General features: G+C 71.2%; 24 protein-coding genes and 4 tRNA genes. 10 read left to right on the top strand and 18 right to left on the bottom strand.

Annotation, left to right across the window (positions count from 1 at the left end):
- The 12 genes from Q0863_RS16910 to Q0863_RS16855 form a co-directional block, all read right to left on the bottom strand.
- Positions 1-380: GTP-binding protein (locus tag Q0863_RS16910; RefSeq protein WP_298581198.1), on the bottom strand; the 380-nt coding region annotated here is incomplete at its 3' end.
- An 88-nt stretch (positions 381-468) separates the two neighbouring features.
- Positions 469-544: transfer RNA gene (locus Q0863_RS16905), tRNA-Thr, on the bottom strand.
- 32 nt (positions 545-576) lie between these two features.
- A tRNA-Gly gene (locus Q0863_RS16900) sits at positions 577-650 on the bottom strand.
- A gap of 33 nt (positions 651-683) precedes the next feature.
- Positions 684-769 (bottom strand) — tRNA-Tyr (locus tag Q0863_RS16895).
- A 132-nt stretch (positions 770-901) separates the two neighbouring features.
- On the bottom strand, positions 902-1,993 hold the full coding sequence (gene ychF / locus Q0863_RS16890) for a redox-regulated ATPase YchF (protein ID WP_298581196.1): 1,092 nt from the start codon (positions 1,991-1,993) through the stop codon (positions 902-904).
- 68 nt (positions 1,994-2,061) lie between these two features.
- A complete protein-coding gene (gene pth / locus Q0863_RS16885; protein WP_298581193.1) occupies positions 2,062-2,643 on the bottom strand; it encodes an aminoacyl-tRNA hydrolase in 582 nt (193 codons plus the stop codon).
- Between the two features lie 122 nt (positions 2,644-2,765).
- Positions 2,766-3,407 carry a 50S ribosomal protein L25/general stress protein Ctc gene (locus tag Q0863_RS16880; RefSeq protein WP_298581191.1) on the bottom strand — a complete coding sequence of 214 codons (642 nt, stop codon included), beginning with the start codon at positions 3,405-3,407 and terminating at the stop codon, positions 2,766-2,768.
- A gap of 81 nt (positions 3,408-3,488) precedes the next feature.
- Positions 3,489-4,448: a ribose-phosphate diphosphokinase gene (locus Q0863_RS16875; RefSeq protein ID WP_298581189.1), complete on the bottom strand. Its 960-nt coding sequence runs from the start codon at positions 4,446-4,448 to the stop codon at positions 3,489-3,491.
- Positions 4,449-4,567: 119 nt separating this feature from the next.
- Positions 4,568-4,643: transfer RNA gene (locus Q0863_RS16870), tRNA-Gln, on the bottom strand.
- 66 nt (positions 4,644-4,709) lie between these two features.
- Positions 4,710-5,591 (bottom strand): 4-(cytidine 5'-diphospho)-2-C-methyl-D-erythritol kinase, encoded by an 882-nt coding sequence (ispE, locus tag Q0863_RS16865; protein WP_298581222.1) that lies wholly within the window; start codon positions 5,589-5,591, stop codon positions 4,710-4,712.
- Positions 5,592-5,601: 10 nt separating this feature from the next.
- A complete protein-coding gene (lolB, locus tag Q0863_RS16860) occupies positions 5,602-6,597 on the bottom strand; it encodes a lipoprotein insertase outer membrane protein LolB (RefSeq protein ID WP_298581186.1) in 996 nt (331 codons plus the stop codon).
- Positions 6,594-8,273, bottom strand: coding sequence for a tetratricopeptide repeat protein (locus tag Q0863_RS16855; RefSeq protein WP_298581183.1), 1,680 nt, complete (start codon positions 8,271-8,273; stop codon positions 6,594-6,596). Before Q0863_RS16855 ends, lolB begins: the two co-directional genes overlap by 4 nt.
- Positions 8,274-8,370: 97 nt before the next feature.
- Between Q0863_RS16855 and hemA the strand changes: the two genes are divergently transcribed.
- From hemA to Q0863_RS16820, 7 genes are all read left to right on the top strand, one after another.
- Positions 8,371-9,666: a glutamyl-tRNA reductase gene (gene hemA / locus Q0863_RS16850; RefSeq protein ID WP_298581180.1), complete on the top strand. Its 1,296-nt coding sequence runs from the start codon at positions 8,371-8,373 to the stop codon at positions 9,664-9,666.
- Positions 9,644-10,729, top strand: coding sequence for a peptide chain release factor 1 (gene prfA / locus Q0863_RS16845; protein ID WP_298581177.1), 1,086 nt, complete (start codon positions 9,644-9,646; stop codon positions 10,727-10,729). Before hemA ends, prfA begins: the two co-directional genes overlap by 23 nt.
- 3 nt (positions 10,730-10,732) lie before the next feature.
- Positions 10,733-11,179 (top strand): GNAT family N-acetyltransferase, encoded by a 447-nt coding sequence (locus tag Q0863_RS16840; RefSeq protein ID WP_298581174.1) that lies wholly within the window; start codon positions 10,733-10,735, stop codon positions 11,177-11,179.
- A gap of 25 nt (positions 11,180-11,204) precedes the next feature.
- The gene (locus Q0863_RS16835) at positions 11,205-12,944 is read left to right on the top strand and encodes a tetratricopeptide repeat protein (RefSeq protein ID WP_298581171.1); all 1,740 of its coding nucleotides are present in this window, start codon (positions 11,205-11,207) and stop codon (positions 12,942-12,944) included.
- A 9-nt stretch (positions 12,945-12,953) separates the two neighbouring features.
- Positions 12,954-13,478 (top strand): molybdenum cofactor biosynthesis protein B, encoded by a 525-nt coding sequence (moaB, locus tag Q0863_RS16830; protein WP_298581168.1) that lies wholly within the window; start codon positions 12,954-12,956, stop codon positions 13,476-13,478.
- Between the two features lie 127 nt (positions 13,479-13,605).
- A complete protein-coding gene (gene ppk2, locus Q0863_RS16825; protein ID WP_298581165.1) occupies positions 13,606-14,382 on the top strand; it encodes a polyphosphate kinase 2 in 777 nt (258 codons plus the stop codon).
- A gap of 5 nt (positions 14,383-14,387) precedes the next feature.
- Positions 14,388-14,831 (top strand): hypothetical protein, encoded by a 444-nt coding sequence (locus Q0863_RS16820; RefSeq protein ID WP_298581163.1) that lies wholly within the window; start codon positions 14,388-14,390, stop codon positions 14,829-14,831.
- 146 nt (positions 14,832-14,977) lie between these two features.
- On the opposite strand, the gene Q0863_RS16815 is transcribed toward Q0863_RS16820, so the two are convergent.
- From Q0863_RS16815 to Q0863_RS16805, 3 genes are read right to left on the bottom strand one after another with little or no spacing between them, the layout of a single operon-like run.
- Positions 14,978-15,244, bottom strand: a complete 267-nt coding sequence (locus tag Q0863_RS16815) for an acylphosphatase (RefSeq protein WP_298581220.1) — start codon at positions 15,242-15,244, stop codon at positions 14,978-14,980.
- Positions 15,245-15,246: 2 nt separating this feature from the next.
- A complete protein-coding gene (locus Q0863_RS16810; RefSeq protein ID WP_298581160.1) occupies positions 15,247-15,873 on the bottom strand; it encodes a TlpA disulfide reductase family protein in 627 nt (208 codons plus the stop codon).
- On the bottom strand, positions 15,870-17,144 hold the full coding sequence (locus tag Q0863_RS16805; protein WP_298581158.1) for a YihY family inner membrane protein: 1,275 nt from the start codon (positions 17,142-17,144) through the stop codon (positions 15,870-15,872). Before Q0863_RS16805 ends, Q0863_RS16810 begins: the two co-directional genes overlap by 4 nt.
- An 88-nt stretch (positions 17,145-17,232) precedes the next feature.
- Here Q0863_RS16805 and wrbA point away from each other — a divergent pair, with 88 nt between their 5' ends.
- From wrbA to Q0863_RS16790, 3 genes are all read left to right on the top strand, one after another.
- Complete coding sequence (gene wrbA, locus Q0863_RS16800; RefSeq protein ID WP_298581155.1) at positions 17,233-17,823, top strand: NAD(P)H:quinone oxidoreductase; 591 nt, start codon at positions 17,233-17,235, stop codon at positions 17,821-17,823.
- Positions 17,823-18,161, top strand: a complete 339-nt coding sequence (locus Q0863_RS16795; RefSeq protein WP_298581152.1) for a DUF2069 domain-containing protein — start codon at positions 17,823-17,825, stop codon at positions 18,159-18,161. The genes wrbA and Q0863_RS16795 overlap by 1 nt, the downstream gene beginning before the upstream one ends.
- Positions 18,162-18,252: 91 nt before the next feature.
- Positions 18,253-18,741, top strand: a complete 489-nt coding sequence (locus Q0863_RS16790; protein ID WP_298581149.1) for an asparaginase domain-containing protein — start codon at positions 18,253-18,255, stop codon at positions 18,739-18,741.
- A gap of 12 nt (positions 18,742-18,753) precedes the next feature.
- On the opposite strand, the gene Q0863_RS16785 is transcribed toward Q0863_RS16790, so the two are convergent.
- The 3 genes from Q0863_RS16785 to Q0863_RS16775 all read right to left on the bottom strand — a co-directional run bounded on the left by Q0863_RS16785 (position 18,754) and on the right by Q0863_RS16775 (position 22,488).
- Positions 18,754-19,194: a hypothetical protein gene (locus Q0863_RS16785; RefSeq protein WP_298581147.1), complete on the bottom strand. Its 441-nt coding sequence runs from the start codon at positions 19,192-19,194 to the stop codon at positions 18,754-18,756.
- A 218-nt stretch (positions 19,195-19,412) separates the two neighbouring features.
- Positions 19,413-21,734, bottom strand: a complete 2,322-nt coding sequence (locus Q0863_RS16780) for a proprotein convertase P-domain-containing protein (RefSeq protein WP_298581144.1) — start codon at positions 21,732-21,734, stop codon at positions 19,413-19,415.
- 112 nt (positions 21,735-21,846) lie between these two features.
- Positions 21,847-22,488: a proprotein convertase P-domain-containing protein gene (locus Q0863_RS16775; RefSeq protein ID WP_298581217.1), complete on the bottom strand. Its 642-nt coding sequence runs from the start codon at positions 22,486-22,488 to the stop codon at positions 21,847-21,849.
- Positions 22,489-22,500: the final 12 nt, after the last annotated feature.

The raw sequence follows: 22,500 nt of genomic DNA, 5'->3' as shown, positions 1-22,500 counted from the left end.
CCCACCTGGCGGGCCAGCAGGATGTGCTCGCGCGTCTGCGGCATCGGGCCGTCGGCGGCCGAGCACACCAGGATCGCGCCGTCCATCTGCGCCGCGCCCGTGATCATGTTCTTCACGTAGTCGGCGTGGCCCGGGCAGTCCACGTGCGCGTAATGGCGCGTCGGGCTCTCGTATTCCACGTGCGAGGTCGAGATCGTGATGCCGCGCGCCTTCTCTTCCGGCGCCATGTCGATCTGGTCGTAGGCACGGAATTCGCCGCCGAAACGCTCCGCACCGATCTTCGTCAGCGCCGCCGTCAGCGTCGTCTTGCCGTGGTCAACGTGACCAATCGTGCCCACGTTCACGTGGGGCTTGGTGCGCTCGAACTTACCCTTTGCCATGACTGTGACTCTCGCTGACGGTTGTGACTGCTGGTGGTGGACGGCCCGGCCGGTGGAGCCGGACGCTTGCGGGAAGCCCCGCCTTGGGTGGTGCTCACGAATGGAATCGAACCATCGACCTCCTCCTTACCAAGGAGGTGCTCTACCGACTGAGCTACGTGAGCGTTGAACCTGTTGTGCGTGTCGCAGGGTGCAATGGAGCGGGAGACGGGAATCGAACCCGCACCATCAGCTTGGAAGGCTGAGGTTCTACCATTGAACTACTCCCGCGCCGCGCGGTTGCCTCGTTTTCCGGCTGATGACTGGTGGAGGGAGGTGGATTCGAACCACCGAAGGCGTAAGCCAGCAGATTTACAGTCTGCCCCCGTTGGCCGCTTGGGTATCCCTCCGGTCGTCGAGGAACCGGTTAAACAGCCCATTATTTTGGAGGTGCCGCGCGGGCCTGTCAACGCATTCCGTACGTCGCGGCGCGAATCGGCGCCGGCCGGGCCCGCCGGAAGCCTTCCGGCGCCGCCTGGAGACTACACGTTGAAGCGGAAATGCAGGACGTCGCCCTCCTGGACCCGGTATTCCTTGCCCTCCAGGCGCAGCCGGCCGGCCTCGCGCGCGCCCGCCTCGCCCCGGTAGCGGATGAAATCCTCGTAGGCGATGGTCTCGGCGCGGATGAAGCCCTTCTCGAAGTCGGTATGGATCACCGCGGCGGCCTGGGGCGCGGTGGCGCCGGCCTTCACCGTCCAGGCCCGCACTTCCTTGACCCCGGCGGTGAAGTAGGTCTGCAGCCCGAGCAGCCGGTAGGCCGCGCGGATGACCCGGTTCAGGCCCGGCTCGTCGAGGCCGTAGCTGCCCAGCATCTCGTCGCGGTCGGCGTCGTCGAGCTGGCTCAGCTCCTCCTCGATCGCGGCCGAGACCGGCACCACCTCGGCACCCTCGGTCGCCGCGCGGGCGCGCACCGCGTCCAGGTGCGGATTGCCCTCGAAGCCGTCCTCGAGCACGTTGGCGATGTACAGCACCGGCTTCATGGTCAGCAGGAACAGCTCGCGCAGCAGCACGCGCTCCTCGTCCTCCAGCCGCACCGAGCGCGCCGCCTTGCCGTCGTCCAGCGCGGCGCGCAGCTTCTGCAGCACCTCGATCCGCGCCTTGGCGTCCTTGTCGCCACTCTTGGCCACGCGCTCGTAGCGCGCGATCGCCTTGTCCACCGACTCCAGGTCGGCCAGGGCCAGCTCGGTGTCGATGGTGTCGATGTCGGCCAGCGGGTCGACCCGGTTGTTGACGTGGATGACGTCGGGATCCTCGAAGCAGCGCACCACGTGCGCGATCGCGTCGACCTCGCGGATGTGCGCCAGGAACTTGTTGCCCAGGCCCTCGCCGCTGGCCGCGCCCGCGACCAGGCCGGCGATGTCGACGAACTCGACGGCGGTCGGCACCACCCGCTCGGGCTTGACGATGTCCGACAGCGCGGCCAGCCGGGGATCCGGCACCGGCACCACGCCGACGTTCGGCTCGATCGTGCAGAACGGGAAGTTGGCCGCGGCGATGCCCGCCTTGGTCAGCGCATTGAAGAGGGTCGACTTGCCGACGTTCGGCAGGCCGACGATGCCGCATTGGATGCCCATGAGAATCCGGGATTTGGAATTCGGGATTGTGGATTCGGAGAACGCTCCAAATCCGCAATCCCCAATCCCTAGTCCCTGCTCGTATGCAGCCGCTTCATCGCCTCGCTGAAATCGCCCCCGACCGCCAGCGGCAGCACGTCGATGGCGTCGTCGATGGCGCGGTTGATGAGGATGTCGTCGTCGCTGCCGGGGCGGCCCAGCACCCACGACACCACGCGATCCTTGTGGCCGGGATGGCCGATCCCGATGCGCAGGCGGTGGAAGCGTCCATGCCCGAGCAGCTTGATCGTGTCGCGCAGGCCGTTCTGGCCGCCGTGTCCACCGTCGAACTTGAGCCGCGCCACGCCGGGCGGCAGGTCGAGTTCGTCGTGCGCCAGCAGCGCCTGTTCCGGTTCGATCTTCCAGTAGCGCAGGGCCGCGGCGACCGCCTTGCCGCTGAGGTTCATGAAGGTCGCCGGCCGCAGCAGCCACACGGGCCTGCCGCCGACCTCGATCTTGGCCGTCTCGCCGAACAGCTTGGCCTCGATGCCGAAACGGCCGCCCGCCCGGTCGGCGAGCGCGTCGACCAGGCGGAACCCGGCGTTGTGCCGGGTCCGCGCATGTTCCGGCCCCGGGTTGCCGAGGCCGACGATGAGTCTCAATCCTTCCATCCGGACGCACTCCGTGCCGCAGGAGCAAGCCGGCGACGGGACCGGCGGACGCGCAACCCGCCGCGCCGCCGCTCCTGCCAGGCTCCGCGCCTGCGGCGCGGGATGACCTTCCTAGGCGAAGATCACTTGTCTTCGCCAGCCGGGACTTCGCCATCCTCGGCGGTCTCGTCGGCAGCCGCTTCCTCGCGGCCGTGCTTGGCGATCACGACGGCGTCGTCGTGGTCCTTGCCGAGCTTCAGCTGCGGGATTTCCACGCCGCTGGGCAGCTTGAGGTCCGACAGGTAGATGATGTCGCCGAGCTTGAGTTCCGACAGGTCGACCTCGATCGACTCCGGCAGGTCCGACGGCAGGCATTCCACCGCGACTTCCTTGAGTTCGTGGGTGACCACCACGTCGGCCGACTTGCCGGCCGGCGAGACGTCCTCGTGGATGAAGTGCAGCGGCACCGAAGTACGCAGCACTTCCTTGTCGTTCACGCGCTGGAAGTCCAGGTGCATGATCAGCTGCTTGTACGGGTGGCGCTGGATGTCGCGCAGCAGCACCTTCTGGATGTCGCCGCCCAGGCTCAGGTCCAGGATCGACGAGTAGAACCACTCGTGCTGGCTGGCCAGCCACACCGGCTCGTGGTCGAGCTGGATGCTGACCGGGTCCAGGTCGCCACCGTAGACGACGGCCGGGATCTTGCCCGCGTGACGGAGGCGGCGGCTCGCACCCTTCCCTTCGTCTGCGCGGCGCTCGACCTTGATTTCGTGAGTCGTTGCCATGTTTGCTTCTCTTCTTCTGCTTGCGGAATACCGCCTCGCGGCGGTTGGAAACGCTCACCCGCGACCAGGTGAGCGGCGGTGTCAGTCCAGGTAGAGCGAACTGACGGATTCTCCGAAGGCGATCCGGCGGATCGTCTCGGCCAGCATCTCTGCGACGCTGAGCTGGCGGATGCGGCTGCACGCGCGTGCGGCGGCGGCCAGCGGGATGGTGTCGGTGACCACCAGTTCGTCCAGCTGCGAACGGGTGATGTTGTCGATCGCCGCGCCCGACAGCACCGGGTGGGTGCAGTAGGCCACGACCTTCTGCGCGCCGTTGGCCTTGAGCGCCCCGGCGGCCGCGCACAGGGTGCCGGCGGTGTCGACGATGTCGTCGACCAGCACGCAGGTCTTGCCCTCGACGTCGCCGATGATGTTCATCACCGTGGCCACGTTGGCCTTGGGCCGGCGCTTGTCGATGATCGCGAGATCCGCGTCGTCGAGGCGCTTGGCGATCGCGCGGGCGCGCACCACGCCGCCCACGTCGGGCGAGACCACGATCAGGTTGTCGGTGCCGTGCGCGCGCCAGATGTCGGCCAGCAGCAGCGGCGAGGCGTACACGTTGTCGACCGGGATGTCGAAGAAACCCTGGATCTGGTCGGCATGCAGGTCCACCGTCAGCACGCCGTCGGCGCCGGCCGCGGTGAACATCTTGGCCACCAGCTTGGCCGTGATCGGCACGCGCGAGGAGCGCATCCGCCGGTCCTGGCGCGCATAGCCGAAATACGGCACCACCGCGGTCACCGAGGAGGCCGATGCGCGCTTGAGCGCGTCGATCAGCGCCAGCAGCTCCATCAGGTGCTCGGCCGAGGGCTCGCTGGTGGGCTGGATGACGAACACGTCCTGCCGGCGCACGTTCTCCTCGATCTCGACCTGCGCCTCGCCGTCGGAGAACGTCGACACCAGGGCCTTGCCCTGCCGCACCCCGAGCTCGCGACACACCGACTGCGCCAGCGGCCGGTTCGCATTGCCGGAGAAGATCAGCAGGTTTCGATCTTCTTTCATGTCTTCAAGGCCCGGATTAGGGATTGGGGATTCGGGATTGGGAGGTTGGATCCGGCCTGGGGACACGAGATTCGCCGTTGCGGATCCCCAATCCCCAATCCCGAATCCCTTCGCTCGACTGGCAGGGGCGGAAGGATTCGAACCTACGCATGCCGGGATCAAAACCCGGTGCCTTAACCACTTGGCGACGCCCCTGTAACGCGATGATTCGTGATTCGCGACTGGGGATTCGAAACACCTCCTCGAATCCCCAGTCACCAATCACCAATCACCCTCCGGACTCCGGCCTTCGAGTGCGTCCAGGAGCGGCGAGCGCGCGGCGCCCGCCACCACCCATGCCTTGAGCGAGGATGGCAACGCCGCCAGCGCGGCCTCGGCCGATTCGCGCGTGGCGAACCCGACGAAGCAGCCGCTGCCCGACCCGGTCAACTGCGGCGTGCCGATCCGCGCCAGCGCTTCGAACACCGCCTCGACGGCGGGTTCGCGGCGGCGCACCACCGGCTCGAACGCATTGCCGAGCCCAGCTCCCGAAACGAAGTCCGCTATTGTCGTTGGTGCGGCATTTCGCGTCAATTCAGGGGCTTGGAAAAGGGCGGAGGTCGCGACATGGATGCCCGGATCGGCCAGCACGTACCAGGCCTCGGGCAGTTCGATGGGGGTCAGCAGTTCGCCCACGCCCTCGGCCCAGGCATTGTGGCCGCGGACGAATACCGGCACGTCGGCCCCCAGCCCCAGCCCCAGGGCCGCCAGCCGGTCCACGCCCAGATCCAGCCCCCAGAGCCGGTCCAGCGCGCGCAGGACGGTGGCCGCGTCGGAGGATCCACCGCCGAAGCCGGCCCCGGCCGGAATCCGCTTTTCGACGCGGATGTCCGCACCTTGGCCGGACTTGGATACGGATCGAAGCAGGTTCGCAGCGCGCACGACCAGGTCGTCGGCCTCCGCCACGCCCGCGACCGTCTCGCTCTGCCGGCGCACCAGGCCGTCCTCACGCAGCCGCAGGTGGACCGTATCGCCCCAGTCCAGCAGGCGGAACACGGTCTGCAGCTCATGGTAGCCATCGGCCCGACGCCGCGGGATGTGCAGGAACAGGTTGAGCTTGGCCGGCGCCGGCCACGACGACCAGCCCGCACCCGGCGGATGCACTGCCATGCCGCTAGTCCGCCGGCCCGGCGCTGTCGGCCTGCGGGTGCGCGCGCAGCCAGGCGGCCAGCGCGCGGTTGTAGGCACTGGCATAGGCCTCGGCCTGCAGCTTGAGCGCCAGGTGCCGCTCGCCGATGACCACGTCGCCACTGCCGTCGATGATCCGCAGCGCCTGCCCCTGCCCCGTCACGGCAGCGCCGTCGGGCCCGTAGCCGGGCGCCAGGCAGGCGAAGCCGCAGACCGCGACCGGGCGCAGGTCGCCAGCGGCGGCATGCTCGCGCAGGTCCGCGGCCGGGTCGTCCAGGCGCAGCGTCTCCAGCGTCCTGGCCAGCGTCTGGTCCGGCGAATCCTCCGCCGCGGGCGCCGCGGCCGCGCCGGGCACCACGGTCCAGCCATCGACCAGCAGCCGCACCCGCGCGTCGTCGCGCGTAGCCTCGATCCGGCGCGGCAAGGCGGGCTGGCCGACGCCCGCCTCGTACCAGTCGCGGTATTCGATGCGCCAGCCGGCCTGGCCGATCAGCGCGGGCAGGTTGCCGGGGCCGAACGTGACCTGCGCCGGTCCGTAGACCTGTTCCGGCGCGGCCACGGCGCGGACCCAGTCCACCATTGCCCTGACCGGCACGTCCCAGCCGGTCGCCGCGAACAGCAACTCCTCGACGTCGGCGCTTTCCCGCGGTCCACCCTCGATGCCCTCGAGCCTGGCCGAGCCAGTGTCGCCACTCAGCCGCCAGCCCTGGCGGGTGACCGGCGCGGCGAGGGTGATGTCGTAGCGGGCGCCACGCTGGGTCCAGTCGATGCGGCCGCTGCCGCCCTGGCGCCCGCCCGAAATCGCGACCCGGCCCGACAGGCTCCAGTCAGCCAGCGAGGCGCGCTGGACTTCGGCCTGCCGCGCCTGCTGCGGATCGACGGGCACTGGCGCGCGCGCCGGCTGCGACACACAGGCCGACAGTGACAGCGCCAGCGTCAGCGCCGCGATCGCGGCCAGGCCATCGGAACGCGGATGCTTCATGCGCCAGTCTTCTCAAGAGCGCGCCGCAGCGAGCGGTTGTCCGGATCCAGCCGGCGGGCGTCGTCGAAATAGCGGCGCGCTTCGTCGCGCCGGCCCAGCACCCACAGCACCTCGGCGATATGCGCGGCGATCTCGGCGTCCTTCTGCAGGGTGTAGGCGTGGCGCAGCTCGACCAGCGCCTCGTCGGTGCGGCCCAGCCGGTACAGCACCCAGCCATAGCTGTCGATGATCGCCGCATTGCCCGGCTCCGCCACGCGGGCGCGGTCGATCAGCTCCAGCGCCTCGGCATAGCGGTCAGTGCGGTCGGCCAGGGTGTAGCCCAGCGCGTTGAGCGCGGCGACGTTCTCCGGCTCGGCCACCAGGATCCGGCGCAGGTCGGCTTCGGCGCGGGCGATGTCGTCGCGGCGCTCCCACATCAGGGCGCGGGCGTAGAGCAGCGACGGCTCGTCCGGCCAGTCGCCCAGGCCGCGCGCGTAGGCATCGTTCTCGGCGTCCAGGTCGCCGTCCTTGGCGCGCAGCTCGCCCTCGAGCAGGTACGCGGCGCGGCGCGCGTCCTCGTCGATCGAACCGTCGACCTGCAGGCGCTGCAGCGCGGCGAACGCGTCCTCCCGTTGTCCGAGTTCGTGCAGCACGTTGGCCGCGCGCAGCCGCGCCTGCAGCCGCGGCTCGCCGCCCGGCACGCTGCCGTACCACTCCAGCGCCTCGGCGTGACGGTCGAGGAATTCGGCCACCTGGCCCAGCAGCAGGCGCTGCTGCGGGTCGGGATTGGCGGCATCGCGGCGCAGTTCGTCGTACAGCGCCGTCAGCGAGGTCTTGTCGTCGGCGCGCGCCAGCAGGGACGCGCGCAGGGCGTAGCTGCGGCGGTCCTGCGGCCCTTGCGCCAGGACGCGTTCAGCGGCGAGCGGATCGCCCAGGGCGTCGTACTCGGCGGCCATGGCCAGGCGCAGCTCCGGCGCGCCGCTGGCGGCACCTTCCACTCCTGCCAGCGCCTCGCGGGCACCCTCGAGGTCGCCGGCCTCGCGCAGCAGCGACGCACGCAGCAGGCCGATGCGCGGCTCGCCGGGGTAGAGTTCGACGATGCGCTCGACCACCTCGCGGGCGAGCTCGGCCTGTTCGAGCCGCTGGGCGAGGTCGCCGAAGGCCAGCCAGGCCTGAAGCTCGTCCGGCACGGCGCCGGCGTCGAGCAGGCGCCGCATGATCCGCCCCGAGACCGCCGGATCGCGCGGCCCGGTGGCGATCACCGAGAGCGCGTGGCGCCAGCCGGCCGGATCCGGGTCGGCGATCAACGTGCGCAGCCGGCGCAGGGCGACGCGTTCGCGGCCCTGGCGCAGGGCCAGGGTCGCCTCGGCCGCCCGCATCGCCAGCGAATCGGGGGCGCGCGCGCTCCACAGCGCCAGGGCGCGGGCGGCCAGGTCATCGTCCTTGCCGAGCAGGGCGATGCGGGTGGCGCGTTCGGCCAGCCCGGCTTCGTCGCCGCCCGCGGCACGGGCGGCATCGAGGTACCAGCCGGCGGCCTCGTCCAGGCGCCCGGCCTGCAGCGCGAATTCGCCGGCCATGGTGGCGCCCAGCACGTCCTCGCGCAGGGGAGCGTCGGCGGCGGCGACCGGTGCCAGCGGCAGGGCCAGCAGCAGGCAGGACAGGGCAATCCGGCGGACAGAGTTCGGAAAAGCGGGCATCGACGTCGGCCGGGCCTTAAAATGGTGTCCTGACGACCCGGAAGCTTATCGCAAGCGCCTGAACGGCAAACGCCGGGCGGGCCGCCAGCCAACGCGCATGACCCTGTACGCCCTCGGCATCAACCACCAGACCGCACCGGTCGCCCTGCGCGAACGCGTGGCCTTCGCCGACAGCGCGGTTCCGGCCGCGCTGGCCGAGCTGCGGGCGCTGCCGGGCGTGCGCGAGGTGGCGCTGCTGTCGACCTGCAACCGCACCGAGCTGTACGCATCGGCGGACGACGATGGCGTGCTGGCCGACTGGCTGGCCTCGCACCCGGATGCGGACGACGCCGGCGACGATCCCGGCCAGGCGCTGCATGCCTACCTGTACCGGCGCGCCGGCGACGAGGCCGCGCGCCACCTGTTCCGCGTCGCCTGCGGCCTGGACTCGATGGTGCTGGGCGAACCGCAGATCCTGGGCCAGGTGAAGCAGGCCTGGTCGATGGCGCGCGATTCGGGGGTGCTGGGCGGGGAGCTCGACCGCCTGTTCCAGCACGCCTTCGTCACCGCCAAGCGCGCGCGCACCGAAACCCGCATCGGCTCGAGCCCGGTGTCGGTGGCCTCGCTGGCGGTGCGCCTGGCGCAGGAATCGTTCGCCCGGCCGGACGATTCGGTGGTGCTGCTGATCGGCGCCGGCGAAACCATCGAGCTGACCGCGCGCCACCTCGCCCAGGCGCGGGTGAAGCGCCTGCTGATCGCCAACCGCACCTGGCGCCACGCGCAGGAGCTGGCCGAGCGCCACGGCGCGGTCGCGCTGCCGCTGGACGAACTCGAGCGGCATCTGTTCCTGGCCGACGTGGTGTTCACGGCCACCGCCAGCCAGACGCCGATCCTGACCCGCACGCAGGTGGCGCAGGCGCTGGCGCTGCGCAAACGGCGGCCGATGCTGCTGATGGACCTGGCGGTGCCGCGCGACATCGAACCGGAAGTCGCCGGGCTCGACGATGCCTTCCTTTACACCGTCGACGACCTCGATCGCGTGGTCGAGCAGAACCGCCGCAGCCGCGGCGACGCCGCTCAGCAGGCCGAGACCATCGTCGACCTGCAGGTGGGCCGCTACGCCCAGGCGCTGGCACTGGGCGCGCGCAACGAGCCGCTCAAGCGCCTGCGCGCGCATGGCGACGCGGCACGCGCCGAACTGGTGGCGCGCGCGCGCCAGCAGCTCGCGACCGGCCAGGACCCAGCCACGGTCGTCGACCAGCTCGCCCACGCGCTGACCAACCGCCTGCTGCACGTACCAACCGCGGCGATGCGCGACGCCGCCGCGCGCGGCAACCTGGAACTGCTGCGCGCCTTCGACCCCCTGCTGCCACCTGCCACCCAGAACGACGATGCTGCCGACCCTGCGCCATAAGCTGGAGGCGCTGGCCGAACGCCGCGACGAACTCGAACGCCTGCTCGCCGATCCCGCGATCGCCGGCGACCAGGCGCGTTTCCGCACGCTGTCGCGCGAGTTCTCGCAGCTCGAACCGCTGGCCGCCGCGCTGGCCGACGAGCGCCGCGCGCGCGACGACCTGGCCGCCGCCGAGGCGATGCGCGAGGACGCCGAACTGCGCGACCTGGCCGAAGAGGAGATCGCCGCGGCGCAGGCGCGCCTGGCCGAACTCGACGTCGCGTTGATGGCGCTGCTGGTGCCCCGCGATGCGCGCGACGACGGCGGCCTGTACCTGGAGATCCGCGCCGGCACCGGCGGCGACGAGGCCGCGATCTTCGCCGGCGACCTGCTGCGCATGTACGGCCGTTACGCCGAGCGGCAGGGCTGGCGGGTCGAGGTCGAGTCGGCCAGCCCGGGCGAACACGGCGGCTTCCGCGAGGTCATCGCCCGCGTCGACGGCCAGGGCGCATACGCCCGGCTCAAGTTCGAATCCGGCACCCACCGCGTGCAGCGCGTGCCGGAGACCGAGTCGCAGGGCCGCATCCACACCTCGGCCGCGACAGTGGCGATCATCCCCGTGGAAGAGGAAGGCGAGCCGGTGCAGATCAATCCGGCCGACCTGCGGGTCGACACGTTCCGCTCGTCCGGCGCCGGTGGCCAGCACGTCAACAAGACCGACTCGGCGATCCGCATCACCCACCTGCCCAGCGGCATCGTGGTCGAATCGCAGACCGAGCGCAGCCAGCACGCCAACCGCGACAAGGCGATGAAGCGCCTGCGCGCCACCCTTGCCGAGGCCGAGGCCGAGCGCCGCGCGGCCGCGACCGCCGCGACGCGCAAGCTGCAGGTCGGCAGCGGCGACCGCAGCCAGCGCATCCGCACCTACAACTACCCGCAGGGCCGGATCACCGACCACCGCGTCGAGGGACTGACCCTGTACGACCTGCCCAACGTGCTCGAGGGCGACCTCGACGCCCTGGTCGACCGGCTCTCCCACGAACACCAGGCCGACGAACTGTCGCGGCTGACCCAGGGACACTGACCCATGAGCACCACCATCGCCCACGCCCAGCCCGCCGACCTCGACGCGCTCGCGGCGCTGTTCGACGCCTATCGGCAGTTCTACGGCCAGCCGTCCGACCTCGCCGCCGCGCGCGACTGGCTGCGCAACCGCCTGCGCTTCGGCGAATCTCGGGTGCTGCTGGCGCGCCGGAACCGCGACGCGGTCGGCTTCGCGCAGCTGTATCCGATGTTCTCGTCGGTCCGCATGGCCCGCACCTGGATCCTCAACGACCTGTTCGTCCTGCCCGCCACGCGCCGGCAGGGGATCGCGCGCAGCCTGCTGGACGCGGCGGCCGACTTCGCCCGCCAGGACGGGGCCGCGGCGATCCAGCTGGAAACCACGCAGGACAACGCCGCGGCGCGCGCCACCTATCGCGCCGCCGGCTGGCACGAGGATGCGACGCAGTGGTATTCGCTGTCTCTGGCCTGAGCGGCCGCATGCGGTCCGCGGCGCGATGACCGGCGCCGGCGGAGCGTCGCCGCCCGGACGCGATCCCCGCAGCCAGGCGCGCGAGGCGGTGCGGCGCGAGCCGCACAACGCCTTCGCGTGGATCCTGCTGGCCGATGCCGAGGTCGAGGCCGGCGCCGCGCAGGCCTGCATCGACGCGGCGCAGCGCGCGCTGCAGCTGGCGCCCGGCCACCCGGAGGCGCTGGCGCGGCTGGGGCGCGCGCAGTGGATGCTCGGCCGATTGCACGAGGCCGTCGCCAGCCTGCGCGCGGCCGCGCGCAATGCGCCCGCGCACCCCGGCATCGCGGTGTGGCTGGCGCACGTGCTCGAGGACGCGGGCGACGCCGAAGGCGCCAACGCGACCTATGCGCAGGCCTGGGCCCTGGCCCCGGATTCGCCCGAGATCGCCGCCTACCTGCTCGCCTGGCGGCGGCGGCTGTGCGACTGGCGCGGGCTCGACGCGCTGTCGGCACAGGTCCGCTCGGCGGTGGCCGCTGGACGCGCGGCGGTCGAACCCTTCGCCTTCCTCAGCGAGGATGCCAGCGCGGCGGAACAGCTGCGCTGCGCGCGCCTGCGCGCCGGCCCGATCGCCGCGGCAGTGCGGCCGCTGCCGCCCGCGCCGCCGCGCGTCGCCGGCCCGCTGCGGCTGGGTTTCCTGTCCAACGGCTTCGGCGCGCATCCCACCGGCCTGTTGACCGTCGCCTTCCTCGAAGCCCTGCGCGCCGAGCCCGGCGTCGAATCGCACCTGTTCGCGCTGGCGCGCGACGACGGCAGCGCGATCGCGCAGCGACTGCGCGCGGCGACGCACTGGCACGACCTGGCGAACCTGCGCCATGTGGACGCGGCGACGCGCATCCGCGCCGCCGGCATCGACGTGCTGTTCGACCTGCGTGGCTGGGGCGGCGGCGGCCGTCCCGAGATCCTCGCCCTGCGGCCGGCCAGGGTGCAGGTCGGCTGGCTGGCCTATCCCGGCACCAGCGGCGCGCCGTGGATCGACCACGTCATCGCCGACCGGTTCGTATTGCCCGGGGCGCTGGTCCCCCACTTCTCCGAACGCGTGGCGTGGCTGCCGCGCTGCTTCCAGCCGTCCGATACCAGCCGCGCGCTGCCGCCGCCACCGGCGCGCCAGGCCTGCGGGTTACCCGACGCGGCGGTGGTGCTGTGCTGCTTCAACAACAGCTACAAGCTCAATCCCGCCAGCTTCGCGCGGTTGTTGGCGGTGCTGTGCGGCGCGCCCGGCAGCGTGCTGTGGCTGCTGTCCGGGCCCGGCCAGGCGGACCAGCGCCTGCGCGACGCGGCCCGCGCGCAGGGCGTGGATCCCGACCGGCTGGTGTTCATGCCCAAGCAGCCGCACGAGGCCTACCTCGCGCGCCTGCAGCTGGCCGATCTGTTCCTCGACACCAATCCCTACAACGCCCATACCACCGCCTCCGACGCGGTGTGGGCCGGGTGCCCGGTGCTGACCCGGCCCGGCGGCACCTTCGCCGCGCGCGTGGCCGGCAGCCTCAACCACCACCTCGGCCTGGACGCGATGAACGTCGACAGCGACGACGCTTTCGTCGCGACCGCCATCCGCCTGGCCCGCGACGCCGACGAGCGGACCGCGCTGCGCGCCCGCCTGGCGCAGGCGCGGCGCGACTCGGGCCTGTTCGACATGGCCGGCTTCGCCCGCGACTTCGCGGGGCTGGCGCGACGCCTCGCCGCGACGTCGACGCCGGCTGATCCAGCCGCCGCCGGCATGCGGTAGGCTGCGGTCATGACCGCCAAGAACGACAGGATCCCGCTCGCGCTGTGCGTGCTGACGGTGTCCGATTCACGCACGCTGGCCGAAGACGGCTCCGGCGACTACCTCTCCACCTCGCTGCAGGCCGAAGGCCATCGCCTGGTCGAACGCGCGCTGCTGCCCGACGACCGCTACGCGATGCGCGCACTGGTGTCGAAGTGGATCGCCGATCCGGCCGTGGACGGCATCCTGGTCACCGGCGGCACCGGCTTCACCGGGCGCGATTCCACCCCCGAGGCGCTGCTGCCGCTGCTGGACAAGCAGATGCCCGGCTTCGGCGAACTGTTCCGCGCCATCTCGTTCGAGGAGATCGGCACGTCTTCGCTGCAGTCGCGTGCCTTCGCCGGCCTGGCCAATGCGACCTTCCTGTTCGCCCTGCCCGGCTCCACCTCGGCCTGCCGCACCGCATGGGAGCGGATCATCCGCGCGCAGCTCGACGCGCGTACCGGCCCCTGCAACCTGGCCGCGCTCCGCCCGCGGCTCTCGGAGCCGGCTTGAGTCCGGGCGTGCACGGCCGTTCGCGTTGCAATCGCGCGAACGCAGGCCGGACCGGTCGCGCCGCGCCCGGCATGCCCTTGGGCGGGCACCTGGCGGCGACCAGGCGCGGCATCGCGGGAGGCCGCACGTGAGCGCGCTCAAGCGCGAGCCCTACCGGGCCGCACTCAGGCCGATGCAGCTCGAACTGGTGGCGATGGCGCGCTGGCTGCGGCACAGCGGCAGGCGACTGGTGGTGGTGTTCGAGGGCCGCGATGCCGCCGGCAAGGGTGGCGCCATCGGTGCCGTGGCAGAACGCATCAACCCGCGCCAGTGCCGCGTGGTCGCGCTGCCCAGGCCCACCGAACGCGAGTCCACCCAGTGGTATTTCCAGCGCTACGCGGCGCACCTGCCGGCGGCGGGCGAGATCGCGCTGTTCGACCGCAGCTGGTACAACCGCGCCGGCGTCGAGAAGGTGATGGGATACGCCGACCCGGCGCAGGTGGCGGCGTTCCTGGAGCAGGCGCCGGTGTTCGAGCAGCAGCTGGTCGACGACGGCGTGCTGCTGTTCAAGTACTGGCTGTGCTGCGACCAGGCGCGCCAGGAGGAGCGGTTCCGCGAACGCCTGTGCGATCCGCTCAAGCGCTGGAAGCTCTCGCCGGTCGACCTCGAGGCCCGCTCGCGCTACGCCGAGTACACGCAGGCCCGCGAGGACATGCTCGCCGCCACCCACACCGCGCACGCGCCCTGGACCCTGGTCGACTTCAACGACCAGCGTCGCGGCCGGCTGACGCTCATCCGCGACCTGCTCGACCGGCTTCCGGACACCTGCGTGCCACCGCCCGACATCGAGCTGCCGCCGCTGCAGGGAGCGCCGCAACCCGAGCGCTACGGCGTGCTGCAGCCGCTGCCGCCGTTCGAGGCCTGAAGCCGGTGCGCCTGGCGCTGCTCCTGCTGGCATGGACGCTCGCGACGCCGGCCCGTGCGCAGGATCCGCCCGCCGATGCCGGCGCCAACGCCACGTCCGCGCAGCCGCAGGCCACGGAGCTGGCGCCCGTGCGGGTGATCGGCAGGCGGCCGCCCGACCCGTTCGGATTCCGCAACCCGGTCGAGACCGACACCACCGTGTTCGATCGCGCCTGGGACGAACCGCCAAGCGCCGAGGAGATCGGGATGCGCGGCGGGATCGTGCAGATCGGGATCAACAAGGGCCTGGAGCTGGCCGCCAAGGGCATCCGCAAGCTGCCCGGCTGGCAGAACCAGGTGATCGGCGCCCGCGCGCGGCCGCCACCGCTGGACGAGGCGCAGCTGGAACGTGCCATGCGCCTGCAGGAGCAAGGCGCGCAGCCTTCCACGAGTGGGGAAGCGCCGCGTTAGATTCGATCGCCCCCGCGCGAAGGTTGGCGGCTGGAAGCCGCGCGTGCGCCCTGCGAAGGACGAAACAATGGCGCGGAGCGCCGGCGAAAATCCGGCTGTGCGGTCGACTCGACGGGACCGCACAGGCCTGCCCGGCGGCAGGCGTGTCAGAACGTGGCGAACCCCTCCTCCGGCGCCGGCCCCGCGTGCGCGCAGCGCTCCACGCCCGCCACCCTCGCCGCCGGCGGCCCGTCCTCGAGCCACTGCGCGAGCGCCTCGACCGCCTGCGCTTCTCCCGCCGCGAGCACTTCGACGCGACCGTCGTCCAGGTTGCGCGCATGGCCAGACAGGCGCAGGCGCAGCGCCTGTTCGCGCGTCGCGGCGCGGAAATGCACGCCCTGCACGCGGCCGCTGACCAGGAACCGGACCGTCATGCTCACGCCTGCTCCGGCCCACCTGCCGGCAGCGCGTCGAGCCTGGGCCCGCCGCTGCCTTCGATCGCGGTCTCGATCTCCCTGGCCGTGACCGGGCCGAGGAACTGGCGCGCCACCTTGCCGTCCGGTCCGATCAGGTAGGTCATCGGCAGGCCGCGCGGCGTGTCGAAGTCCGCCGGCGGGTCGTACACGTCGATGATCGCGATGGGATAGGCCACCGGATGCTCGTTGAGGAACGACTGCATCGCCGGCACGTCGATCTCCTCGTAGGCCAGCCCCACCACGCTGATGTGTTCGCGCATGGTGTGCAGCGCCGAGAGTTCGGGCATTTCCTTCAGGCAGGGCGAGCACCAGGTCGCCCAGAAGTTGACCACGACCCACTGCCCACGATGCGCGGCCAGGTCGTACTGCTCGCCGTCGACGGTCGTGACGTTGAGGGCCGGCTCGTCCGGGCGCTCGGCTTCGGCGGCATCGACCGCGGCCGGGTCGGCCGGCGCGGCATCGGATGCAGCCGGCGCGGGCGCGTTGTCGGCCGGCGCGGGCGCGGCCCCGTCCGGCGCGTCGGTCGCCGGGCGGCAGCCGGCCAGCAGCAATACGGACAGGACGGCGGCGAAGGCGGCGCGATTCATGCGGAGGTTCCTGCAGGTGGGTAGAGGTGGGCGACGTTGCGCCGGAGGAGGTCGCGCAGCGGCAGCCGGAGTTCGTCGAGCGCCGCGATCGCGGCGGCACCGAGCGCATCCTCGCGGCACGGCAGCCACGCTTCCGTGACCGGCACGCGCAGGTGGCAGGCTTCGTAGAGATCGGCCAGGCTCAGCGTATCGAGGTCGCGGGCGAGCAGCCACTCGCCGCTCTCGGCGCGTTGCAGCAGCTGGATCCCGGCCAGCTGCCCGAGGAACTGCTGCAGCTGGCTGTCGGTGAGCATCGGCTCCAGCTCGAGCATCTGCTCGGTATGCAGCCCGCGGCCCGTGCGCCGCCCTTCGGCGAAACGGCCGAGCAGGCGCAGCAGGCCGTACATCTCGTAGCCCTCCGGCAGACGCATCGCCGCGGGCTGGTAGCGGAAGGCGGAGATCGCCGAGGCGAAGGAGGCGCCCAGCAGCACCGCCACCCAGCCCAGGTAGATCCAGATCATCAGGATCGGCAGCGCGGCGAGCGCGCCGTACAGGCGCTGGTAGGTGGTGAACATGCCCAGGTACATGCCCAGGCCCCACTTCACCAGTTCCAGCAGCACCGCCGCCAGCAGCGCACCGGCGAAGGCATGGCGCAGCGCCACCGAACGGTGGGGCACCACCCGGTACAGCGCGGTCACCAGCAGCAGCTCGATGGTGAACGGCGCCAGGCGCAGCGCCAGCCCCGACAGCGCCCTGCCCTCGCTGGTGCTGAACACCGGCAGCGCGAGCAGCCACGCCGACATCGCCAGCGAGGCCGCCGCCAGCAGCGCACCGAGCGTGAGCACCGTCCAGTACACCAGGAAGCGCCCCAGCTGCGGCCGCGACGAGGGCACCCGCCAGATCTGGTTGAAGGTGGCCTCGACGCTGGTGAGGGTGATCAGCAGCGACACGATCAGGCCGATCGCGCCGGCCACGGTGAGCGTGGTCACCTTGTCGACCAGCTCCAGCAGCGTGCCTTTCACCGTGCTGGCCGCGCTGGGCACGAAGTTGGAGAAGATGTATTCGGTGAGCTGGTCGCGCCACTCGCCGAACATCGGAAACGCCGACAGCACCCCAAGCACCACGATCGCCAGCGGCACCAGCGCGAAGATCGTGGTGTAGGCCAGCGCGGCGGCGGCCTGGAACAGGCGGTCGTCGAGGAAGCGACGGGCGAGGAAGCGCGCGAACGTACCCACGCGCTCGCGGTCGCGCACCCGGTCCATCCAATGTTCGAGCGTTGCCAGCGGCTGCATCGACGCAGCGTAGCAAAGCCGCGGGTCCCGCCGGTGAGCCGCGCCGCAAAGCCTGTCAGAATTGGCACCCTGTTTCGCGGAGCCGCGCATGCCCGACATCCTGGTGCTCTACTACAGCCGCAACGGCTCGGTCGCGCAGCTGGCCAGGCAGGTCGCGCGCGGGGTCGGCGAGGTGCCGGGCATGCAGGCGCGCCTGCGCACCGTGCCGCCGGTGGCGGCGGTGACGCGCATCGCCGAGCCGCCGGTGCCCGAGAGCGGCGCGCCCTACGTGGACGCTTCCGACCTGGACGAATGCGCCGGGCTGCTGCTGGGCAGCCCCACCCGCTTCGGCAACATGGCCGCGCCGCTCAAGCATTTCCTCGACGGCCTCGGTGCGCAGTGGGCCAGCGGCACCCTCGTCGGCAAGCCGGCGGGCGTGTTCACGTCCACCGCCTCGATGCACGGCGGGCAGGAATCGACCCTGCTGACGATGATGGTGCCGCTGCTGCACCACGGCTGCGTGATCGCCGGCATCCCGTTCACCGAGCAGTTGCTGAGCAGCACCCGCAGCGGCGGCACGCCCTATGGCGCCAGCCACGTCGCCGGCCAGTCGGACGAACCGGCGCCGACCGACGAGGAGGCCACGCTCGCGCGTGCGCTGGGGCGGCGCGTGGCCACGCTGGCCGGGAAGCTGGCCTGATGGCAGCGCGCGCACCGCGGCGCATGCTGGCGGCCATCCTGTTGGCCCAGGCCGCGCTGTACCTGGCCTGGTTCTGGGACGACCGGCACATGCTCGCTGCACTGCTGGTGTTCGTGCTGCCGCCGGGGCTGCTGCTCGTGGGTGCGCTGCTGGGCAGCGCGCGGGCCGCGTTCTGGGCCGGCGTGCTGGGCCTGTTCCTGTTCTGCCATGGGGTGATGACCGCCTGGGCCGAACCCGGGCAGCGCTGGTTCGCCCTCGCCGCCACCGCGCTGTCGGTGCTGGCGGTCTTCGTTTCCAGCTGGGGCGGGCTGCGCGCCCGCTTCGGCAAGCGCGAATGAAATGCCGCCGCGCGGCGTCGCCGCGCCACCGCACCCGACCCTTGCGTCGCACATGAAGAACCCTGCGTCCGGCGCAGGCAGGAGTACCGAAATGGAAGAGCTGCTGATCGTCACCACCGGTGGCACGATCGACAAGATCTACTTCGACGACAAGTCCGACTACCAGGTCGGCGAACCGCAGATCGGCCGCATCCTCGAAGAGCTGGGGGTGGCCTTCCGCTTCCGCGTGATCCCGATCCTGCGCAAGGATTCGCTGCACATCAGCGATGCCGACCGCGAGCTGGTGCGCGCCACCATCGCCGCGCAGCCGGCGCGCCACGTGCTGCTGACCCATGGCACCGATTCGATGGTCGACACCGCGCGGGTGCTGGCCTCGATCCCGGACAAGACGATCGTGCTCACCGGCGCGCTCAACCCCGCCCGCTTCCGCGGTTCGGATGCCGAGTTCAACATCGGCACCGCGGTCGGCGCGGTGCAGTGCCTGCCGCCGGGCGCGTACATCGCGATGAACGGCCGCATCTGGGATCCGGCGAAGGTCCGCAAGAACGTGGACGCCAACCGCTTCGAAGCGGCCGGCTGAGTCGCTGCCGCTTCAGTTTTCGTCGCGCATGGTTTCGTCGCGCATGGGCATGCGCGGCTGCGGCCCGATGCCCATCATCCGGTCCGCTTCGATGTACTCGACGTCCGGATCGCGGCTGAAGGACAGCATCAGCGCCGCGGCGGCGTCGCGGTCCAGCGCGCGGTCCACGGTGAACACGTCCGCACCCACGGCCAGGCGCCGCTGCCAGCTCGGCACCGGCGCCGGCGACAGCTCGGCGGTCGCCGCCGTCCGTGCGAGGCGTGCAGGCACGCGGGCGCGGTCTTCCGCCGGGTCGCTGCCGTCGCGGTAACGCACGATGAAGCGCTGGAAGGGCCCATCGCCCTGCAGTTCGAACGGTGCCATCGGCTCCTCCCCGGTCGCGGTCGCGCAGGCCACCATCAGCAGGCCCGGCAGCAGCAGCGGCAGGGCCAGGCGGCGGCGCAGCATGCTCATCATCATCGACTCCTTGCCTGGATCCGCAAGCGGCGATCGTGGACTGCCCGGGGTTTGCGGCGGGTGAACGGCGAGGCAGGACCGGCTCGTCTCACTGCGCGCGGGCCGTTCGATCCGAGGCGACCACGTCCGCGATGCGGTATCCGGAAACAAGGACCCCGGCCGTGGCCGGGGTCCGGATCGCGGATGGGCTCCGTCGCGGAGCCCGTCGCGTCGCATCAGAAGGTGATGCTCCAGGCGTTCAGGGTGCCGGTGTCCGCTGCCGCGTTGTCGGACACGTGCAGGGCCCAGGTACCGTTCTTCGACTCGCTCGACAGGTCGACCGTGTAGGTCGCGTCGATGTTGTCGGTGCTGCCGCCGCTGCGGTTGTGCAGCACGTAGGCCGAGCCATCGGGCGCGCGCAGGGTCACGATCAGGTCACCGATCCAGGTATGGGTGATGTTGACGTACACCTGGGTCTGCGAGGACGCGTTGCCGGAGGCGCCGGACACGGTGACCGGACTCTCGACGCCGGCACTGCTGTTGTCGGGGATCGGGAACGCGGTGTCGTTGCCGTAGGTCTCGCTCAGGCCGTGCGTGGCCACCAGGCGCACGCCCGAATACGCGCTCTCGCCACGCACCAGCACGTAGTAGATGCCCGGCTCCGGGTCGGCGATGACGACGGCCTCGTTGTTGCCGGGCCGGGTCGAACGCCAGTCGTAGTCGGCGGTCGTCGGCACGGCCTCGTGGCTCACGTACAGCGAAACGTTGCCGCTGCCGGTGTAGCTGCGGAAGCTGAGCGGCCCGGTGCCGTTCTCCGGAACCTCCAGCCGGTACAGCGTGTCGCTGCCGGCCGCGCCCGAGATGATGCTCACCTCGCCGTTGACCAGTTCGATCGCCTCCGGGATCGCCTCCACGTCCACCGTCGCGGTGTGCGTGTCAGTGTTGCCGTCGCCGTCGGTCACCGTCAGGGTCACCGTGTAGCTGCCGTCCGCAGCATAGGTGTGGACCGGATTCTCCTCGGTGGAGGAGCTGCCGTCGCCGAAGTCCCAGGCATGCGCCGGGGCGCCACCGTCATCGGTCGAGGTGCTGGTGAAGCTGACCGTCAGTTCCTCGGCCGTCCAGCTGAAGCCGGCCACCGGAAGCGTCGGGTCGGTCGGGGTCGAATCGAGCCCGTCGATGAACTCCGCGCCGGTACCGGCCGGATCGAGCCAGTTGCTCAGGCGGCTGCTGTCGGTGCCGCCGCCGGTCCAGGAGGTGTACACGCGGCCGTACCAATCGGCGTGGTCGGTCGGACCGCTGGTCGAGCACGAGGCGTAGCCGCCGTGGAGCTGGCCGATCACGCGACCGTCGGGGCTGTACAGAGGCGAGCCGGACGAGCCGCCTTCGGTCGTGCCCGGCTGGTTCCAGTACACGTACAGGTGGTTGGTCCCGGCGCCGCCGAGGTAGCCCTCGATGCGCAGCGGATTGTCTGAGTGGGTGATGCGCTTTTCCGCCACGCGCGGATGGTGGATGCCGGTCGCGCCCGGGAAGGTGATGTCGCGGCGGTCCCAGCCGGACCAGTAGAGGTTGAACGCCTCGTTGGCCGGATCGTCCAGTTCGAGCAGGGTGAAGTCGGAGCCGGAGAAGCTCGCCAGCGGGACCGCGCCGGTCTGGTTCTGCGCCAGGCTGCCATCGCCATTCTGTCCGCTTTCCGCGCTGCCCGGCGTGCGGCAGTAGGAGTTCTGGTAGTTCCAGTACACCACGATGCTGGCGGCGGCATCGGCCGTGCCCATGCTGCAGTGGTTGGCGGTCAGGAAGTACATGCTCTGGTCGTTGGCGGTGTTGTTGACCAGCGAGCCGGAGCAGTAGAACGTCCCGAAGCGCGAGTAGGCGCCAACCGAGCGGATCTGCTCGCGCCAGCCGTCGCCCGCGGGGCAAACCACGTCGATGTTGCAGCTGCCCGACACGCCCTGCGGCTGCACCAGCCCGGCCCGCGCCAGGCGGTCGAAGCCGACGTAGTCATGGTTGACGCTGGTCAGGCGCAGCTTCAGTTCGCCCGCGCGTGCCTTGGGCACCGCGACTTCGATCACCGCGTGGTCGCCGGGCACCACCGGCGTCCACAGGCGACCGTGCGCCTTGTTGTCCGCGCTGGTGAAGGCGCGGATCAGGTCAGGGCTGGCATTGCTGCGCAGGCCCGCCGGATAGACCAGCATGTGCCCGCCCTCGGGCATGCGGTATTCGCTGAAACCGAAGTTGAGGGTCAGGGCACCCTTGGACTGCACGCGCAGGCGCCAGACCAGCATGTCGCCCGCCTGGTCCCAGTCGCCTGCGGTGGCGGGCGTGATGTCGACCGCCAGCGGGGCCGCGAACCGCACCGGCGCATTGGCGAGCTTGGCCCGGCGCCTGGCGTCCTCCGCCTTGAGCCGCGCGACGTCCACGCCGGGCATGCTCTTGACCTGCACCGTGTGCTCGGCCGGCAAGCTGTGAGTGAACGCTGCTGGCCGCGCGTCGCCGGTGGCGGCCTGCGCCGCTCCCGCCGCCAGCATTCCCGCGATGATCCAACCGGTGAACCGTTTCATTCCATCGACTCCTCGTGCGGAGGGCTTCGCCCCGGATAAGCAAGGCGGCACGCCGGTGTCCGGCGTGCCGCCCCTTGTCACCCTGCCTTGCGGTGGTTCCTGCGCGGGCGCATCAGAAGGTGATGCTCCAGCTGTTGATGTAGCCGCTGTCGCCGGCTGCGTTGTCGTTGACCCGCAGCCGCCAGGTGCCGTTGAGCGATTCACTGGACAGGTTGAGCGTGTAGGTGCCGATGACGTTGTCGGCACTGCCGCCGCTGCGGTTGTGCAGCACGTACACGCTGCCGTCCGGCGCCACCAGGTCGACCTTCAGGTCGCCGCGGTAGGTATGGCGGACATCGACCGCGACCGGCGTGCTGGACGGCGCGTTGCCGCTGCGCCCGGACACCGTGATCGGACTTTCCACCGTGGCGTTGCTGTTGATCGTGTAGTCGGTGCCGTTGCTGTAGGTCTGGCCGCCGCCACCGCCGCCTGCGCTGTAGGAGCCGGTCAGCGAGACTCCCGAATACGCAGAGTAGCCGCGCAGCATCACGTGCCAGGTCCCCGCCTGCGGCGAGGCGAACGAACACGACTCGCTGTTGCCGGACCGGTAGGGGCGGCAGTCGTAGGTCGAGGTGGTCGGCGCCGCGCCGCGGCGCACGTACAGGTCGGCATCGCCGCTGCCGCCGCTGCTGGCGATCACCAGGTTGCTGGCGCCCGCCGGCACTTCGATCGTCCAGTACTGCGTGCTGCCCGAACCGCCGGAGATGCCGGTCACCGGGACGCCGTT

The organism is uncultured Luteimonas sp. (assembly GCF_947492465.1).
Lineage (GTDB): Bacteria > Pseudomonadota > Gammaproteobacteria > Xanthomonadales > Xanthomonadaceae > Luteimonas.
The sequence above is the reverse complement of the archived record's forward strand: the minus strand, read 5'-3'. Positions and strand labels throughout refer to the sequence as shown.